A 15,851-nucleotide genomic window follows, 5' to 3' on the forward strand; every position below is an offset into this window, starting at 1 on the left:
TGGAGGAGCTGGAGTGCGCGTGAGACCGTGGCTGCCGTGGGCGATGTGGGGCCTCGGCGCCCTCTGCTACCTCACGGCGCTGTTCCACCGCATGAGCCTCTCCGTCGCCGGGCTCACCGCGCAGGAACGGTTCGGCATCGACGCCACTGGGCTGGCCGCGTTCTCCGTCGTGCAGCTCGCCCTCTACGCCGCGTTGCAGGTGCCCGTCGGCGTCGGCGCCGACCGCCTCGGCCCGCGCAGGCTGCTGCTCGCCGGGATGACGCTCATGGCCGCGGGCACGGTCGTGTTCGCCATCGCCACGGGCTACGCCGCCGCGATGTCGGGGCGCGCGCTCATCGGCGCAGGCGACGCGTGCATGTTCGTCAGTGTCCTGCGCATCGCGCACAACTGGTTCCCCGGCAGGCGCTACGCGTTCGTCGCCGCGCTCACCGGCATGATCGGCGGACTCGGCCAGCTGATCGCGACGGCTCCGCTCGCGGCGCTGCTCGCCGCCCGCGGCTGGACCGGCACCTTCCTCATCGCGGGCGTGGTCACCGTCGTGCTGCTGGTCGCCACCGGCATCGGCCTGCGCGAGAGCCCTGGGCCCATGCGCCACGCCGACGCTCCGGGCGAGCCGCTGCGGCAGAGCCTGCGCCACGCGTGGCGCAACCAGGGCACCCGGCACGCGATGTGGACTCACTTCACGCTCATGGGCACGTTCGTCTCGTTCAGCGCCGTGCTCGGCCAGCCCTATCTCGTCGGCGCGCACGCACTGTCCGAGGGCACGGCGAGCACGCTGCTCGGCGTGGTCGTGCTCGGGTTCGTGCTGGCCAGCACAGCCGCCGGTCAGCTCGCCTCCCGCAGGCCCGGCGTGCGCGGCGCGCTGGTGCTCGGTGCCGCGGTCGCCGCGATCACGGGCTCTGCGCTGCTCGTGGCGCTGCCCGCCTCGGCGCCCGCGACCGTGCTGGCACCCGTGCTGTTCGTCATCGGCGCGGGCGGCGGCGTGAGCATGCTGGCCTTCGACCTCGCCCGCTCGGCAAACCACGGCCACCGCGCCGGCATCGCCAGCGGTATCGCCAACATGGGCGGCTTCACGTTCGCCGTGGTCGCCCAGCTCGGCGTCGGGATCGCCCTCGACGCGCTCACCGGCGCGGGCGTGCCGGAGTCCACGGCCCACCGGCTCGCGTTCGGCGTGCCGCTCGTGCTCGCGCTCGCCGGGATCACGCGCGTGGTCGTGCTGCACCGGCACGCCGGGGCTCTGCCCTCCGAGAGCGGGTCAGCGCGGAAGCGCGGACGCGCGCCACGCGCCCTGGCCCGGACGTAGCGGGGCGCGGACCAGCGCCGCCCGGTCGGCCCACCGCGAACGCGCGGGCTGCTCGGGCGGCTCCGTGCTCGCCGAGGCGAGCCCGGCCAGCACCGCGGTGAGCGCGGCGATCTCGGCGTCGTCCGGGTTGCCCCTGACGACGCGCAGCAACGGACGCCGGGGCTCCTCGGTGGTCTCCTCGGTGCTCACAGCGGAATGTTCCCGTGCTTCTTCGGCGGCAGGGTCTCGCGCTTGTCCCGCAGCATCCGCAGCGCACGCGCGACGTAGCCACGTGTGTGGGCGGGCGGGATGACGCCGTCGACGTAGCCGCGCTCGGCGGCGACGTACGGGTTGCACAGCGTGTCCTCGTACTCCTGGATCAGCTGCGCGCGCAGCGCCTCGACGTCCTCACCGCCGTCGGCGGCGGCCGCGAGGCGCTTGCGGTGCACGATGTTCGCCGCGCCCTGTGCGCCCATCACGGCGATCTGCGCGGTCGGCCACGCGACGTTGACGTCGGCGCCGAGGTGCTTGGAGCCCATCACGTCGTACGCGCCGCCGTAGGCCTTGCGCGTGATCACGGTGACCAGCGGAACGGTGGCCTCGGCGTAGGCGTAGATCAGCTTCGCGCCGCGCCGGATGATGCCGTTCCACTCCTGGTCGGTGCCGGGCAGGAAGCCGGGCACGTCCACGAAGGTCAGCACCGGCACGTTGAACGCGTCGCACGTGCGCACGAACCGGGCCGCCTTCTCGGAGGCGTCGATGTCGAGGCAGCCCGCGAACTGCGTCGGCTGGTTGGCCACCACGCCGACGCTGTGCCCGTCGACGCGGCCGAAGCCGACGATCACGTTGGGCGCGAACAGCTCGTGCACCTCGAGGAACTCGCCGTCGTCCACGACGCGCGTGATCACCTCGTGCATGTCGTACGGCTGGTTCGGCGAGTCGGGAACCAGCGTGTCGAGCTCGCGGTCGGTGTCGGTGACGCCGTCGGCGATCGAGTCGCCCGAGGGCTCAGGGGCCTCGAACACGGGAGTCTCGGAGAGGTTGTTCGACGGCAGGAAGCTGAGCAGCTCCTTGACGTAGGCGATAGCGTCGTCCTCGTCGGAGCCGAGGTAGTGCGCGTTGCCGGACTTGGTGTTGTGCGTGCGGCCACCGCCGAGGTCCTCGAAGGTGACCTCCTCGCCCGTCACCGTCTTGATCACGTCGGGGCCGGTGATGAACATGTGGGAGGTCTGGTCGACCATCACCACGAAGTCGGTGAGCGCGGGGGAGTAGACGTGCCCGCCCGCGTTGGCGCCCATGATCAGCGAGATCTGCGGGATCACGCCGGAGGCCTGCGTGTTGCGGCGGAAGATCTCGCCGTAGAGGCCGAGCGAGACCACGCCCTCCTGGATGCGCGCGCCGCCGCCCTCGTTGATGCCGATGATCGGGCGGCCGGTCTTGATGGCGAGGTCCATGACCTTGACGATCTTCTCGCCGTAGACCTCGCCGAGCGAGCCGCCGAAGACCGTCACGTCCTGGCTGAAGACGCACACCGGACGGCCGTCGATGGTGCCGTAACCGGTCACCACGCCGTCGCCGTACGGGCGGTTCTGCTCCTGCCCGAAGTTGGTGGAGCGGTGCCGGGCGAACTCGTCGAGCTCGACGAAAGAACCGGGATCGAGCAGCAGGTCGATGCGCTCGCGCGCCGTCTTCTTCCCCTTGGCGTGCTGCCGTTCGACCGCTCTCGCGGAGCCGGCGTGCACGGCCTCTTCGTAGCGCAGGTAGAGGTCTGCGAGCTTGCCGGCCGTGGTGTGGATGTCCGGCTCTTCGTCGGGTGGTGTCCCGATCGGCTCCGTTGCGCTGCTCATGGAACCGCAGCTTAGCTCCGTGCCCGTAGCCGCAGATGTGGCGTAGCCAACGTCCTCGAACGTCCTACGCTAACGCGCATGAAGCGTATCGACGCGGCGCGACTGCGGGCCGAACTCGTCCGCCCGGTCGGGCCGTACGCCCGTCTCGACGTCGTCGCCAGCACCGGTTCCACCAACGCAGACCTGCGGGAGGCCCTGGTCGAGGGCGCGGAGGACCGGACAGTGCTGATCGCCGAGGAGCAGACCGCCGGGCTCGGCCGCCGGGGCCGGACGTGGGTCTCGCCCTCGGGGGCCGGCGTGTACTGCAGCGTCCTGTTCCGGCCGGCCGGGGTGTCGCTCGCGGTGCTCGGTTCACTCGCCTCGGTGGCCGGGCTCGCGCTGATGGACCTGACGCGCGAGCTGGGCGTTCCCGCGGTGCTCAAGTGGCCCAACGACGTGCTCGCCTCGGACGGCCGCGGCAAGCTCGCCGGCATCCTCTCCGAGGCGGCGGCCTCGGAGGAGCAGGGCGTGATCCTCGGTATCGGCCTCAACGTCACGCCCTCGCGCGAGCCGGTCGAGCCCGGCCCCGGCGGGCTGACCGCGGCGGCCCTGTCCGAGCTGGGTGCGCGCACGACGGACCGGACGGAGATCTCGCGCCTGCTGCTGACGTTCCTGCACGAACGCGAGAACGCCTGGCGCGCCGGTGCGGGCGACCTCGCCACCTCCGGTCTGCTCGAGGACTACCGCGCGCACTGCGCGACCCTCGGGCAGGAGGTCAAGATCATGATCGCGGGCGGCGAGAAGCTGCTCGGCAACGCCGTCGACCTCGACCGCACCGGCGCGCTCGTGGTGGAGACGAACACGGGAGCCCGGCGGACGATCTTCGCGGGCGATGTCGTGCACTTGCGCCCTGTTTCGGGGTGAATCCCGCTACTTGGCGGTACGGTGAGCGCACGGCGCGCAAGAACGAGTTCGGGGAGTGTTCGAGGTGGCCTATCCAGACGATCTGCTCAGCGAAGGTGAGCAAGTCGTAACCCACAAGCATCCGCACTTCAAGATGCTGCTGTTCCCGATCTTCGTGCTGCTCGCCACCATCGGCGTCGGCACCTGGCTCGCCCTGCTCGCGCGGGACGCCGAGTCGCCGTGGAACTCCGTGGGCCTCATCGCGATCGGGGTCGTCGCACTGGTGCTGATCGTGTGGCTGGTGCTCGTGCCGTTCGTGCGCTGGCGCACCACGCACTTCATCGTCACCACCGACCGCGTCATCGCGCGCGAGGGCGTGATCAAGCGCACCGGCATCGACATCCCGATGGCCCGCATCAACAGCGTACGGTTCGAGCACGGTCTGATCGACCGGGTCTTCGGCTGCGGCACGCTCATCATCGAGTCGGCCTCCGACGAGCCGCTGACGTTCGACGACATTCCGAGGGTGGAGCGCGTGCACACCGTGATCTACCGCCAGGTCAACGACAACCCGTACGACGACTACGGCGTGGCGCAGACGGAGCAGCTTCCCTACGGGCAGCAGGAGCCGCCGCCCCGTCAGCCGCCGCGTGGAAGGGGACGCTGAGGTAGTGGGTACGCGCGAGCTGGGTCTGCCGGAGCGGGTTCCGGCGACGGACGGACTTCCGGAGCGGGTGACGATCTGGGAGGTCGGTCCCCGCGACGGTCTGCAGAACGAGAAGTCGACCGTGCCGGTGACGGTCAAGCTGGAGTTCCTCGACCGGCTCGCGGCCGCGGGGCTGACCACGCTGGAGGCGACGAGCTTCGTGCACCCGAAGTGGGTGCCTCAGCTCGCCGACGCCGAGGAGCTGCTCGCCGGGCTGAACCGCCGCGACGGCGTGCGCTACCCGGTGCTCGTGCCCAACGAGCGCGGCCTCGACCGGGCTCTGGCGGCCGGGGTGAGCCACATCGCGGTGTTCGGCAGCGCGACGGAGACCTTCGCCAAACGCAACCTCAACTCGAGCCTCGACGACCAGTTCGCGATGTTCGAGCCGGTCGTTACGCGGGCGCGAGCCGAAGGGCTCGACGTGCGCGGATACCTCTCCATGTGCTTCGGCGACCCGTGGGAGGGACCCGTGTCGCCCGAGCAGGTCGTGCGCGTCGGCAAGCGCCTGCTGGAGCTCGGCTGCTCGCAGCTCTCCCTCGGCGACACCATCGGCGTGGCCACGGCGGGCCAGGTCGAGCGGCTGGTCGACACGTTCACCGGGCAGGGCATCGGCGTGGACGCGCTCGCCGTGCACTTCCACGACACCTACGGCCAGGCGCTGACCAACACCCTCGCCGCACTGCGCCGCGGCGTGTCCACTGTGGACTCCTCGGCGGGTGGCCTCGGCGGCTGCCCCTACGCCGAGTCGGCCACGGGCAACCTCGCCACGGAGGACCTGGTGTGGTTCCTCGACGGGCTCGGCATCGAGCACGGCGCCGATCTCGACGCGCTGGTGTCCGCGAGCGCGTGGATGGCGGAGCGCCTCGGCAGGCCCAGCCCCTCGCGTGTGGTGCGCGCTCTCGCCGGATAGGTCAAGGAGAGACCCTCTCGTGCCGATCTGTATCTCGGGACGCTGATCGCACAACGCTTCGGTTGCGAAGGGAACCGCGCGCCAGCAGGCTGCGTCTGATGCGTTGCCGACCGCTGTGACAGCAGACCAACGGACGTCGGGGAGAGTGCCGTGACCGACCATCGTGCGCAGGTGGACCAGCTCCTCGCCGATTACCGCCGCAGTCGCGAGCAGCTGGCCTCCGTACACCGTGAGCTCGCGTCGATCAGCGAGTCGGCCACCAGCGACGACGGCCTCGTCACGGCCACGGTCGGCGCGCGCGGCATGCTCACCGGACTCGTGATCGCCGACGAGGCGTACGAGAAGTACCGGCCTGCCGAGCTGGCCGCGCAGATCGTGAAGCTGACCGGCGGTGCGACAGTGAAGGCGCTGACGGGCGCAAGCGAGGTGCTCGCCCCGGCGCTGCCGTCCGGCACCGACCCGCAGGCCCTCCTGCTCGGCACCGCTGACCTCGGCGCGCAGGACATCGCAGCCGACGACGTGCCCGACGACGAGGACGAGAGCTTCGACGACCGCAGCTGGCTCGACGATGCCGACTGGCCGAGGGCGCGATGAGCGGGGGACCGGGTTTCGAGGTCGACGCCGAGCGGCTCGGCGCGCACGCCGCCGAGTTCGAGGGACTCGCCGAGCGGGCCGCCCGCATCGCCGCCGACCTGCGCGCCTGCCTGGAGGATGGCCCCGCGCCGTGGGGAAGCGACGCGGTGGGGCAGAGCTTCGCCGAGGCGCACGAGGGCCCGTCGAGCGCGGTGCTCGGCGCTCTCGGCGAGCTCGCGGGCGGGCTCGGCGACATGGGGTCGAGGTTCTCGTCGGCGGCGGGCACGTACCGCTCCGCCGACGCGGACGCGGCAGGAGAGCTGAGCGACGCCGGTTCGGCCGGGTAGGGGCGTGCGGATGGGGATCGAGCTGCCCGCCGAGCTGGCGGACATCGCGGCGCGGACCGGCGTGAGCTGGCCGGAGGCCGACGAGGACGCGATGCGTGAGCAGGCGGGGGCGTGGCGCCAGGCCGCGCGTGAGCTGACCACGCTCGCCGCCGACGCCGACACCGTGGCGGGCAAGGCGCTCAGCGCGATGACGGGGCCCGCCGCCGAGGCCGCGGGCGAACGGTGGTCGGGGTTCGTCGAGCCGGACCACGGGCGCCTGACCGTCGCCGCGCGCGGCGCTGACGAGGCCGCGAACCGGCTCGAGTCCGCAGCCGAGCAGGTCGGTGCCGCGAAGGTCGAGATCGTGCGCCAGCTCGTGGACGCCGCGAGGAACCACGACGCCGCGGTCGCCGCGGCCGACTCGGGGCATCCGACCGCGCTGGCCGGGCTCGACACCGCGCTGCGCGGCACGGCGACCAACGTCGGTGCGATCTCGGGCGGGCTCGTGGACGCCGTCGGCCCCGGCGCGAACGGCACCGTGCACGCCGTCGGCGACGTCGTCGACCCGAACCCCGGTACTCACTCGCCCGACGGGCAGGCCGGGCTGCTCAGCACCGCGACCGGCCTGCCGGCCACGGTGGTGGACGGTGCGCTGTCGCCGGTGGGGGGACCGCCAGGGCTTTCCCCGGTCGAGGCGCTGCCCGCCGATGTCGTGCCGTTGCCCGAGCGACACCGGCCCGAGGACGTCCTCCCACTGCCGGGGGAGCGCCCACTCGGCGACCGGGCGCCCGAGGTGCCGGAGGTGCGGTCCGAGCTGCCGGACGTGCGGCCCGAACCGGCGTCGCCGCCGGTGTCCGTACCCGACGACGTGGGCACCGGCCCCATCGCGTTGCCCGGCGCCGACGCGCCGACCCCGCCGAGGGGCGCCTACGGCGGCTTTCTGTCCCCTGGCGGCTTCGACGACGTTCCCACCCCGCCCACCGGTATCGCCGCGCCGGGACCGGGCGCGCACGGCATCCCGACGCCACCGGCGCAAACGCACCTGGCCGGGTTCTCCGGGGGTCCCGCCGCACCTGTTCCGCCGCCACCGGCGCCGATCCTGCCGCCCGGCCAGCAGTTCGCGGGCCAGCCCTATGCGCCGCAACCGTTTGCGGGCCAGCAGTTCGGCCCCGCGCCCTACGCAGGTGCCGCACCGGGCCAGGCACCGATGTCGCCGCCGATGCCGCCGCCGGGGCAGGCGGCGGGCGTCGCGCCGGCACCGCCCCGCCTCGCGCCCGGCGTCCCGGCACCGCCCGCCCGTTGGGCGCCCGACCCGCAACCGGCACCTCCGGCACAGCCGTACCCGCCGCAGGGGCGTCCGCCCGAGCCGGTCCGCCCGCAGCAGCCGGCGGCGCCGGTTCCGCTCGGGGCACCGAGGCAGGAGCGGGAGAGCATCGTCGCGCTGTTCCGAGTGCACATGTTCCCCATCGGGCACCTGCCGGTCGCCGCCGACCGGCCCGCGCGGCAGCTACCGTTGCCCGACGCGGACGCCGACACCGCCGTGTGGCTGCGGTTCCCACCGCACGACCACCCCCGTTCGGATTTCATCGACCCGGGGCACGCGCTGGCGTGGCTGCGCAACGGCTGGCGTCAGCCCGCGCCGCCGCCCGCGGAGGTGCTGCCGTGCCCGCCCGAGGCGCTGACCGAGGGCTACGACCCGCTCGGCGACCTTTCCGAGCGCGAGTGGGACGGCCGCTACCTCGTGCCGGGTGAGCGGACCGAGTACGTCTGGCCTCCGGGTGAGCGCTACCCGGAGGGTGGGTGCGAGGACGGTGAGCCGGTGCTGCTCGGCGAGGGCACGCTGCTCGACCGCTTCGGCACCGCGCATGGCCGGGTCTTCGCGGGCGACGGCACGCCGTTCGCGCGGCGCTCGCTACCGCCCGCCCACCGCGAGGCCGGCTACCGGCGCTACCGCGTGGTGCGCGAGGTGCCCATGTGGAAGGCGATCTCCGCGGGCTGGTTCGCGCAGGCGGGCGGGGGTGAGCGGTACCGCTCGGTGTACTCGGCCGCCGAGCTGGTGACGCTGGGCTACCTTGCCGACATCACGTTCGAGGAGAGGGCATGAACACCGAGTCGATCATGCGCTGGCTGGAGGCCGTGGGCGTGCCGCCCGAGGTCGTGTCGGTCGGCAGCGAGGCCGACAACGCGTGGTGCCTGCTCCGCACCGAGGACGCGGGCGAGGACGGCGACGTCGCGTTCGAGGTGTTCTGGCGCGAGCAGGGCAACCGCTACGACTGGGCCCGCTTCACCAACGAGCAGGTCGCCTGCCACTACCTTTTCGGACGGCTCGCCTGGGCCCAGGTCGCCAGGGGCGCGGTCGGCGTCCTGCCCTGACCTCCTCGGGCGCACCCAGCCGCAGTGAAGGCCACCATGCCTGCGTTGACCGCAGTGAAGGCCACCATGCCTGCGTTGACCGCAGTGAAGGCCACCTTCACTGCGTCGGGTGCAGGGAAGGTGGCCTTCACTGCGGGCCGGGGCTCAGGGCTTGCGCAGGAGGTTCAGCGCGGCGTCGTGGACCAGGCCGTTGGTCGAAAGGGCCGTGCCGGTGTCGAAGCGTTCCGCCCCGGCCAGGTCGGTGAAGCGGCCCCCGGCCTCGGTCACCAGCACCTGCGCGGCCGCCACGTCCCACGGGTTGACGATCGGCTCCGCCGCCACCTCCAGCGAGCCCTCCGCGACCAGGCAGTGGTGCCAGAAGTCGCCGAACGCCCTGCTCTCCCAGCACGCGTCCAGGAAGGCGAGGTAGGCGTCGCGAGAGTGGTACTCGGTCCACGCGCCGAGGTCGGTGGTGGAGACGTAGGCGTCGGACAGCTCGGACACGCCCGAGACCGAGAGCCGGTGCTCGCCCGCGCCATCCCGCAGCCACGCCCCGCCGCCCGCGCTCGCCCACCAGCGCCTGCCGAGCATCGGCGCGCTCACCATGCCCACCACCGGTGTGCCGTCCTCGACCAGCGCGATCAGCGTGGCCCACACGGGGTTGCCGCGGAGGAAGTTCTTCGTGCCGTCGATCGGGTCCAGCACCCACACCCGGCCCGCCGCGCTCGCCGAGCCGCCGCGTTCCTCACCCGCGACCGTGTCGGTGGGCCGCTCTGCCGTGATCAGCTCCCTGATCGCGTCTTCGACGGCGGTGTCGGCGTCGGTCACCGGGGTGCGGTCGGGCTTGCTCGACACCCGCAGATCCTGCGCCCGGAACCGGGCCGAGGTGATCTTGTCGGCGGCGTCGGCCAGCCTGCCTGCGAGGGTCAGATCGGGGGAGTAGCTGGACACGGCAACGATGGTTTCATGGGTTCCGGCCGTAAGGTTGGCCAGGTGAGCATGGTCCTACTTGCCGAAGACGATCCGGCGATCGCGGAGCCGCTGTCGAGGGCGTTGCAGCGGGAAGGTTACGAGGTCGTGGTGGTCGGGGACGGGTCGTCAGCGCTGGATTTGACCTCCCGGGACCGGGTGGACCTGCTGGTGCTCGACCTCGGTCTGCCGGGCATGGACGGCCTCGAGGTGTGCCGCAGGCTGCGCGCCAAGGGCAGTGAGCTGCCCGTGCTGATGCTGACCGCGAGGACCGACGAGGTGGACTTCGTGGTCGGCCTCGACGCGGGCGCCGACGACTACGTCGCCAAGCCGTTCCGCCTCGCCGAGCTGCTCGCCCGCATCCGCGCGCTGCTGCGCAGGCGCGCCCCCGAGGTGATCGAGGCGGGCGGGGTGCGCATGGACGTCGGCGCCCGCATGGTGACCGTCGACGGCAAGGAGGTTCAGCTCGCCAACAAGGAGTTCGAACTGCTCAGGGTGCTGATGAGCAGGGCAGGCCAGGTGGTCAGCCGCGAGGACATCCTCTCCGAGGTGTGGAACGACCTGGAGTCGAAGACCTCGAAGACACTCGACATGCACATGTCCTGGCTCCGCCGCAAGCTCGCCATCGCGGGCGAGAACGGCGCGGGCCGCAAGCCGGGCGAGGAGCACATCGCCACCGTCCGCGGTGTCGGCTTCCGGTTCAACACCGAGTGACCCATGCGGCGCCGCATCCTCCTGGCCATCCTGCTGGCGGTGACCGTCACCGCGGCGGCGCTGGGCAGCCCGCTCGGCGTCACCGGCTGGCTGCTGGTGAACAACCTCGCGAAGGAGGATCTCGCCTCCAACGCCCAGCGGATCGCCGCGATCCTCGACGACCAGCTCGCCGACAACCGGCCGCTCGACCTCGACCAGGTGCGGGCGGCCGTGCCGCAGTCGGGGCAGCTCACCGTTCGCCAGCCGCGCGCTCAGGACCTCACCTACGGTGTCGATCCCGGGCCCGAGGTGGTGGTGGAGAGCGTGCCGATCGCGCGGGGCGGCACCGTGGAGCTGGCGATCCCGGCCGGCCCGCTGCGCACCCGCCAGATGCAGGTCGCGGCCGCCGTGATCCTGCTGGTGGTGCTGTCGGTGGGCACGGGCACGGTGGTCGCGACGGTCACCGCGCGCAGGCTCGCCAAACCGCTGCGGCACGTCGCCGACCGCGCCGCGCGGCTCGGCGGCGGGGACTTCCGGCCGGACGGGCGGCGCTACGAGGTCGCCGAGCTGGACATGGTCGCCGACGCGCTCGACGCCTCCGCCACCGCGCTCGCCCAGCTCGTGCAGCGGGAACGGCAGCTCGTCGGCGACGTCTCCCACCAACTGCGGAGCAGGCTGACCGCGTTGCAGCTGCGGCTGGAGAGCCTCACCGGCCACCCCGACTCGGACGTCGCCGAGGAGGCGCAGGCCGCGCAGGAGCAGGCCGACCGGCTCGCCGAGGCGCTCGACGAGCTGCTGGCCGCCGCGCGGGCGGCGAGCGAGGTCGGCGCCGAGCCGGTGGAGCTCACCGCGGTGCTGCCCGAGGTGAGCGAGGAGTGGCGGCAGCTGCTCAAGGCCGAGGGCCGCACGCTGCGGCTGCGGGTGGCCGACGGGCTCATGGCGCGGGCGACCCCGGCTCGGCTGCGGGAGGTCATCGGGGTGCTGCTGGACAACGCGCTGCGGCACGGCGCGGGCAACGTGACCCTCACGGCCCGGCGCGGCGAGGCCGACGGCACCGTGGTGATCGAGGTGACCGACTCGGGCAACGGCGTGCCGGACCAGCTGGCGCCGCACATCTTCGAACGCGGCTTCTCCGGCGCGGGCTCGTTCGGTGTGGGGCTCGCGCTGGCGAGGGCGCTCGCGGAGGCGGACGGCGGCAGGCTGGAGCTGTCCGGCAAGCGGCCTGCGACGTTCAGCTTGTTCCTGCGCGTGCCGAGTCCCGCCGATGTCGCGGGCGTGAGCTGGCCCGCCGAGCGGGTGCCGCGCTGATCACGCGCGGGGCGCGCCCGCCAGTTCGCTGTCGCGGTGCCTGCGGCCGAGCTCGTCGGGGAAGACCCACTTCCGCAGGCCCCAGAAGCGGAACACCATCGCCAGCAGCATCCCGATCACGGACCCCGAGATGAAGTCGGCCGTCTCCTGAACGAACAGCGACACGTGTGGCCGTTCCAGGTCGAAGACGTAGCGCGAGGCCAGTAGCGGGATCAGGTTCACGACCACCGCGACGCCGCTGATCAGGAAGAACAGGGCCGCCTCGTGGGCGCGTTCCCGGCCGCCGCGCGTGCGGAACGACCACTCGCGGTTGAGGATGTAGGACACGATCGTCGCGATGATGATCGCGATGGCCTTCGCGGTGGTCGGCTTGGTGCTCAGCACGGTCAGCTTCAGCAGGTACCAGACGCCGTTGTCGACGAGGAACGTCGTGCCGCCCACGATCGCGAACTTCAGCAGCTCCCGATGCTTGATCAGCACCGACCGCAGAGGCTCGGGCACTCGGGCGAGCACGGATTCGACGACGGCCACTCCCGCAGTCTACGCAGCGTCGCCGTGGCCGATCAGTCGAACCAGCCGAGCCAGTCGAACGGCGGGGGCTGCGACGACTTCGGTGGCCGCGAGTGTTCGGGCGCCGGGGTCGGCGTCGGCTTCTCGGGTTTCCGGGGCTTCGAGCGCTCCGGCTGTGAGGGCGGTGACAGCTCCGGTGTCGTCGGCGGCTCTGGCGAGGTGGGCGGGCCGGGCCAGCGTGATACCGCCGGCTCCGCGGGTGGCGTGGTGGTCGTGCCGGTCGTGGTGCTCGGCGTCGCCGGTGCGGACGGTGCCGGTTCGGGGGTGGCGGTCGGGGTCGGCCGGTTCTTGCCCGGCCGGTCCGGCCAGTGACACCAGTGCCCGAGGCACTTGATCTCCACGGTCTCGGACGTGCTGGCGCTGCCGACCGTCGCGGTGACGGTGACGTCCTTCTCCTTGAGGAAGTGCGAGCGCACGACCACCCAGAACCGGATGGTCTCGCCAGGTTCGAGCGCGTGGGTGCTCCGGCACGTCACGGAGTCGCCGTCCCGGTCGCACCTCGCTGGCCGGTTGAGGGGCGAGGCGTGTGCGGCCTCGTCGACGGTCATCGTCGCCTCGCGGGCGAGCGGGCCGTCGTTGCGGACCTGCACCGACAGCATCCGGCCCCACGGGTGGAAGGCCGGGTCGACCTTCAGGAACACCGCGTCCTGCACGGGCGCGACCCGCACCGGGACCCGGATCGAGACCTCGACGGGGCTGCCCGAGTTGACGGTGCCCGTGATCTGCCCCGACACCGCGTCGGCGGCCGCCTGCAACCGGAACACCAGCACCGCGGACTCGCCGGGTTCGAGTCCCTCCTGCGTCCGGCAGGTCACGGTGCCCGTGCCACCGGGGCACGTGACGCGCTCGGCCTGCGGTGCCTGGCGCGCCACCGGACCGCTCGCCGGCGCCCCGCCGCCGCCGCTCGCCGGGCCGATGGCGGAGACCCCCTCGGGCAGGTTCAGCGTGACGGCCACCGGCTCGGACACGGAGCCCCCGTCGTTGCGGACCGTGATCGGCAGGTCGACCGGGTCGCCGCCAGGGTCGAGCGCGATGCCGTCGGCGGGGGACTCCGCCGTGACCCCGGGCGGTGCCGGAGCCGGCGGCGGTGCGGGCTCCTGCGGGGCAGGCTGCTGCGCGGGCGGGGGCGGAACGACGGGTGGCGGAGCGGGCGCGGGAGGCTCCGGCGCGGGCGGCGCGGCCGGTGGAGCGGGCGGCACGGCAGGCGGGTTGGCCGGTGCCTGCACCGCTGGGGGCGGCGGGGGTGCGGCGGCCGCCGGGATCTCCCGCTGGCCGCCCGCCGTGAGCGCGACGGCGATCGCGGCCGCCATCGCGACCCCGGAGGCGGCGACGCCGACGAACTGGCGGGGCCCCGACGCGGCGGCGCTCGCGGCACCGCCTGCCGACCCGGCAGCGGCACCGGCGCCGATCGCGGTCGCGGCGCTCGCCTTGCCCGCACCGGCCAGCGCGAGGTAACCGAGCACCCCGCCGCCGAGCACGAGCGGAGCGACGATCGCGCGCAGCGCGCCGTTGACGTCGGCGAGCTCGGCGGCCAGCGCGCGGCAGTCGGCGCATTCGTCGAGGTGCTGCTCCACCTGGGCCCGCTCGCGTTTGGACAGCCCCGAGCGCGTCCACGCGCCGAGCTTGTCGGCCGTGGCCCGGCAGCGGTCGGCGGACACCTCGGCGAGATGCACCTGCAGGTACGCCTGGCGCAGCCCCTCGCGCGCCCGGTAGGCGAGCGCGGAGACGCCGTTGGGAGTGAGCCCGAGCAGCGGCGCCACCTCGGCGGGCGACTGCTGCTCGATCTCGGTGTGCCACAGCACGGCCTGCCAGCGCTCGGGCAGCCGCGCGAACGCCTTGGCCGCGAGCGTGCGCTCGAGCCCGGCCATCGCCGTGTCGGAGAACGGCACCGTCAGCGCCTCGGCCGCCGCGCCACCGCCGGTGGTCATGGCGGTCATGTCGTCGGAAAGGTCGACGCGCTTGTCCTTGCGCGTCTTGTCGTAGGCCGTGTGCCGCAGGGCCGTCAGCAGGTAGGCGCGGAACGCGCTGTCCGGGCCCTTGCCCGCGCGCAGCGCGTCGAGCACCTTGGAGAACGCCTCGGAGACCAGGTCGTCTGCCTCCGTCGACGACCGCGCGAGCTGCCTGGCGAGGTTGTAGGCGGCCGAGACGTGCCGCTCGTACAAGGGCCCGTAGGACTCGAGCCTGCCCTCTCTCACCGCCGCGATGAGCTCGGCATCGCTGGGACCACTGGGGTCGGCGGGGGCGGTGGTCACGGCTCTCCTTTCCTGGCAGACACCTTTTTAGATGCCGCTCAGCGCCAAGTGTGACGGATCGGGTTTATCGCGTCACGCGATGGGTGAGGCCATGCCCCGGGAGTCGCAACCGGTTCACCCGATGTTTCGTCCGATTGTCGTCACGGGGGCCGGGTACGCGCGTCACGTGATCAGGCAAGGTTTTTCAGTTGGTTAGGGGGTGTGTGTGGACGCGCCTGCGACGGGTTCGCTGTCCGATCCGGGCGGCGAGCGCCCCGAAGCCGCGTGGCGGGCCGCGCCGGACCGTTTCCTGCGCACTCTGCGTGCCCGCTGGCGGACGGCGAGCCTCGCGTCGGGCTGGCGGTACCCCAGTGACTGGGGGATTCCCGAGGTCGACACCGTGTGCGCCGCCATCGTGAAGCACGGCGGCGCCGATGGCGCCCTGCCCGCGCTCGCCGGGCTCGGCCGGGCGAGGGCGACCTCGGGCGCGGGGCTGGAGGAGACGCTCACGGACCTCGCGGCGCTGCACGCCGTGCTCGCCGACCCTGCGGCCACGGACGGGTTCGTCGCACCCGATGTCGACGCGACCCCGGCCCGGTTACTCCGCGTCACCGCTGTCGCCTGGGCGGATGTCGCCCTCGACCAGCTGACGCGCGCCGAGGTGAGCGACCCGCTGACCGGGTTGCCCACGGGCGCGTACCTGCGAACCCGGCTCGCCGAGCTGTACCGCCAGGCCGAGCGCGACGGCGAGCGCGTGGCCGACGACCACGCGCTCGTAGTGGTGACCATGGACTTCGCGACGGCGGCGGGCTGGACCAGGCTGACCGGCATGATCCTCGCCGCCGACGCACTGCGGGTCGCCTTCGACGGAGGGGAGAGCCTCGCCGTGCTGGGCCCCTCGACCGTCGCCGCCGTGGCGACGCGCGACGGGGGCGTCGCGACCAGGGCCGTGCGTCTGCGCAGGGAGCTGACGGAACGGCTCGAGGTGGATGCACAACTGCACGAGGTGGGTACTCCGAGGATCAACGTCGTCCGGCTGCCTGGCGACCACGAGGCGGCGTGCGAGCTGCTCGACACGCTGAGCCGGAATTGATCGGGGCTTGTGCGCGGGTCGATTCCGATTCGTGATTTCCTTGATGGGTGAGGCAGCCAGGGAACGGCGCGGCGGCACTCCAGGAAACTAGACTTTGACCAGCGGGGAT

16 protein-coding genes are annotated in these 15,851 nt (G+C 72.9%); 11 read left to right on the forward strand and 5 right to left on the reverse strand.

Translation table 11 applies throughout. From position 1 onward, the window contains the following. Window positions 1-13 precede the first annotated feature (13 nt). Window positions 14-1,303: an MFS transporter gene (locus BA062_RS06080; protein ID WP_245959693.1), complete on the forward strand. Its 1,290-nt coding sequence runs from the start codon at window positions 14-16 to the stop codon at window positions 1,301-1,303. Here the strand turns inward: BA062_RS06080 and BA062_RS06085 are convergent. Both BA062_RS06085 and BA062_RS06090 read right to left on the reverse strand, forming a co-directional pair. Continuing rightward, window positions 1,256-1,492: an acyl-CoA carboxylase subunit epsilon gene (locus BA062_RS06085; protein WP_110335084.1), complete on the reverse strand. Its 237-nt coding sequence runs from the start codon at window positions 1,490-1,492 to the stop codon at window positions 1,256-1,258. The genes BA062_RS06080 and BA062_RS06085 overlap by 48 nt on opposite strands. After that, window positions 1,489-3,129: an acyl-CoA carboxylase subunit beta gene (locus BA062_RS06090; RefSeq protein ID WP_110335085.1), complete on the reverse strand. Its 1,641-nt coding sequence runs from the start codon at window positions 3,127-3,129 to the stop codon at window positions 1,489-1,491. The genes BA062_RS06085 and BA062_RS06090 overlap by 4 nt, the downstream gene beginning before the upstream one ends. A gap of 78 nt (window positions 3,130-3,207) precedes the next feature. On the opposite strand from BA062_RS06090, the gene BA062_RS06095 reads away from it, so the two are divergent. The 7 genes from BA062_RS06095 (at window position 3,208) to BA062_RS06125 (ending at window position 8,899) form a co-directional block, all read left to right on the forward strand. After that, window positions 3,208-4,032 carry a biotin--[acetyl-CoA-carboxylase] ligase gene (locus BA062_RS06095; protein ID WP_110335086.1) on the forward strand — a complete coding sequence of 275 codons (825 nt, stop codon included), beginning with the start codon at window positions 3,208-3,210 and terminating at the stop codon, window positions 4,030-4,032. Between the two features lie 64 nt (window positions 4,033-4,096). Further along, a complete protein-coding gene (locus BA062_RS06100) occupies window positions 4,097-4,678 on the forward strand; it encodes a PH domain-containing protein (RefSeq protein WP_110335255.1) in 582 nt (193 codons plus the stop codon). Between the two features lie 4 nt (window positions 4,679-4,682). Next, on the forward strand, window positions 4,683-5,627 hold the full coding sequence (locus BA062_RS06105; RefSeq protein WP_110335087.1) for a hydroxymethylglutaryl-CoA lyase: 945 nt from the start codon (window positions 4,683-4,685) through the stop codon (window positions 5,625-5,627). Between the two features lie 150 nt (window positions 5,628-5,777). Continuing rightward, a complete protein-coding gene (locus BA062_RS06110) occupies window positions 5,778-6,221 on the forward strand; it encodes a YbaB/EbfC family nucleoid-associated protein (protein ID WP_110335088.1) in 444 nt (147 codons plus the stop codon). Beyond that, complete coding sequence (locus BA062_RS06115; protein ID WP_110335089.1) at window positions 6,218-6,547, forward strand: WXG100 family type VII secretion target; 330 nt, start codon at window positions 6,218-6,220, stop codon at window positions 6,545-6,547. The genes BA062_RS06110 and BA062_RS06115 overlap by 4 nt, the downstream gene beginning before the upstream one ends. A gap of 10 nt (window positions 6,548-6,557) precedes the next feature. Beyond that, window positions 6,558-8,630, forward strand: a complete 2,073-nt coding sequence (locus tag BA062_RS06120) for a TNT domain-containing protein (RefSeq protein WP_110335256.1) — start codon at window positions 6,558-6,560, stop codon at window positions 8,628-8,630. Further along, the gene (locus BA062_RS06125; protein WP_110335090.1) at window positions 8,627-8,899 is read left to right on the forward strand and encodes a hypothetical protein; all 273 of its coding nucleotides are present in this window, start codon (window positions 8,627-8,629) and stop codon (window positions 8,897-8,899) included. Before BA062_RS06120 ends, BA062_RS06125 begins: the two co-directional genes overlap by 4 nt. Before the next feature lie 144 nt (window positions 8,900-9,043). On the opposite strand, the gene hisN is transcribed toward BA062_RS06125, so the two are convergent. Then, window positions 9,044-9,829 (reverse strand): histidinol-phosphatase, encoded by a 786-nt coding sequence (gene hisN, locus BA062_RS06130; RefSeq protein ID WP_110335091.1) that lies wholly within the window; start codon window positions 9,827-9,829, stop codon window positions 9,044-9,046. 48 nt (window positions 9,830-9,877) lie between these two features. Here hisN and BA062_RS06135 point away from each other — a divergent pair, with 48 nt between their 5' ends. Both BA062_RS06135 and BA062_RS06140 read left to right on the forward strand, forming a co-directional pair. Continuing rightward, on the forward strand, window positions 9,878-10,561 hold the full coding sequence (locus tag BA062_RS06135; RefSeq protein WP_110335257.1) for a response regulator transcription factor: 684 nt from the start codon (window positions 9,878-9,880) through the stop codon (window positions 10,559-10,561). A gap of 3 nt (window positions 10,562-10,564) precedes the next feature. Further along, complete coding sequence (locus tag BA062_RS06140) at window positions 10,565-11,848, forward strand: ATP-binding protein (RefSeq protein ID WP_110335092.1); 1,284 nt, start codon at window positions 10,565-10,567, stop codon at window positions 11,846-11,848. On the opposite strand, the gene BA062_RS06145 is transcribed toward BA062_RS06140, so the two are convergent. Then, a complete protein-coding gene (locus BA062_RS06145) occupies window positions 11,849-12,379 on the reverse strand; it encodes a GtrA family protein (RefSeq protein ID WP_110335093.1) in 531 nt (176 codons plus the stop codon). Between the two features lie 32 nt (window positions 12,380-12,411). Beyond that, entirely contained in the window at window positions 12,412-14,670 is a 2,259-nt protein-coding gene (locus BA062_RS06150) for a sigma-70 family RNA polymerase sigma factor (RefSeq protein WP_110335094.1), read from the reverse strand. Between the two features lie 205 nt (window positions 14,671-14,875). On the opposite strand from BA062_RS06150, the gene BA062_RS06155 reads away from it, so the two are divergent. Next, entirely contained in the window at window positions 14,876-15,742 is an 867-nt protein-coding gene (locus BA062_RS06155) for a PleD family two-component system response regulator (protein WP_110335095.1), read from the forward strand. The last annotated feature ends 109 nt before the right edge of the window (window positions 15,743-15,851 follow it).

Origin of the sequence: Prauserella flavalba (assembly GCF_003202235.1) — a bacterium.
Lineage (GTDB): Bacteria > Actinomycetota > Actinomycetes > Mycobacteriales > Pseudonocardiaceae > Prauserella_A > Prauserella_A flavalba.

Excerpts from the sequence above, each read along its gene's own strand:
- BA062_RS06140 (WP_110335092.1), top strand. The coding sequence starts at position 10,565 with ATGCGGCGCCGCATCCTCCTGGCCATCCTGCTGGCGGTGACCGTCACC.
- BA062_RS06135 (WP_110335257.1), top strand. The coding sequence starts at position 9,878 with ATGGTCCTACTTGCCGAAGACGATCCGGCGATCGCGGAGCCGCTGTCG.
- BA062_RS06125 (WP_110335090.1), top strand. The coding sequence starts at position 8,627 with ATGAACACCGAGTCGATCATGCGCTGGCTGGAGGCCGTGGGCGTGCCG.
- BA062_RS06115 (WP_110335089.1), top strand. The coding sequence starts at position 6,218 with ATGAGCGGGGGACCGGGTTTCGAGGTCGACGCCGAGCGGCTCGGCGCG.
- BA062_RS06120 (WP_110335256.1), top strand. The coding sequence starts at position 6,558 with ATGGGGATCGAGCTGCCCGCCGAGCTGGCGGACATCGCGGCGCGGACC.
- BA062_RS06095 (WP_110335086.1), top strand. The coding sequence starts at position 3,208 with ATGAAGCGTATCGACGCGGCGCGACTGCGGGCCGAACTCGTCCGCCCG.
- BA062_RS06090 (WP_110335085.1), bottom strand. The coding sequence starts at position 3,129 with ATGAGCAGCGCAACGGAGCCGATCGGGACACCACCCGACGAAGAGCCG.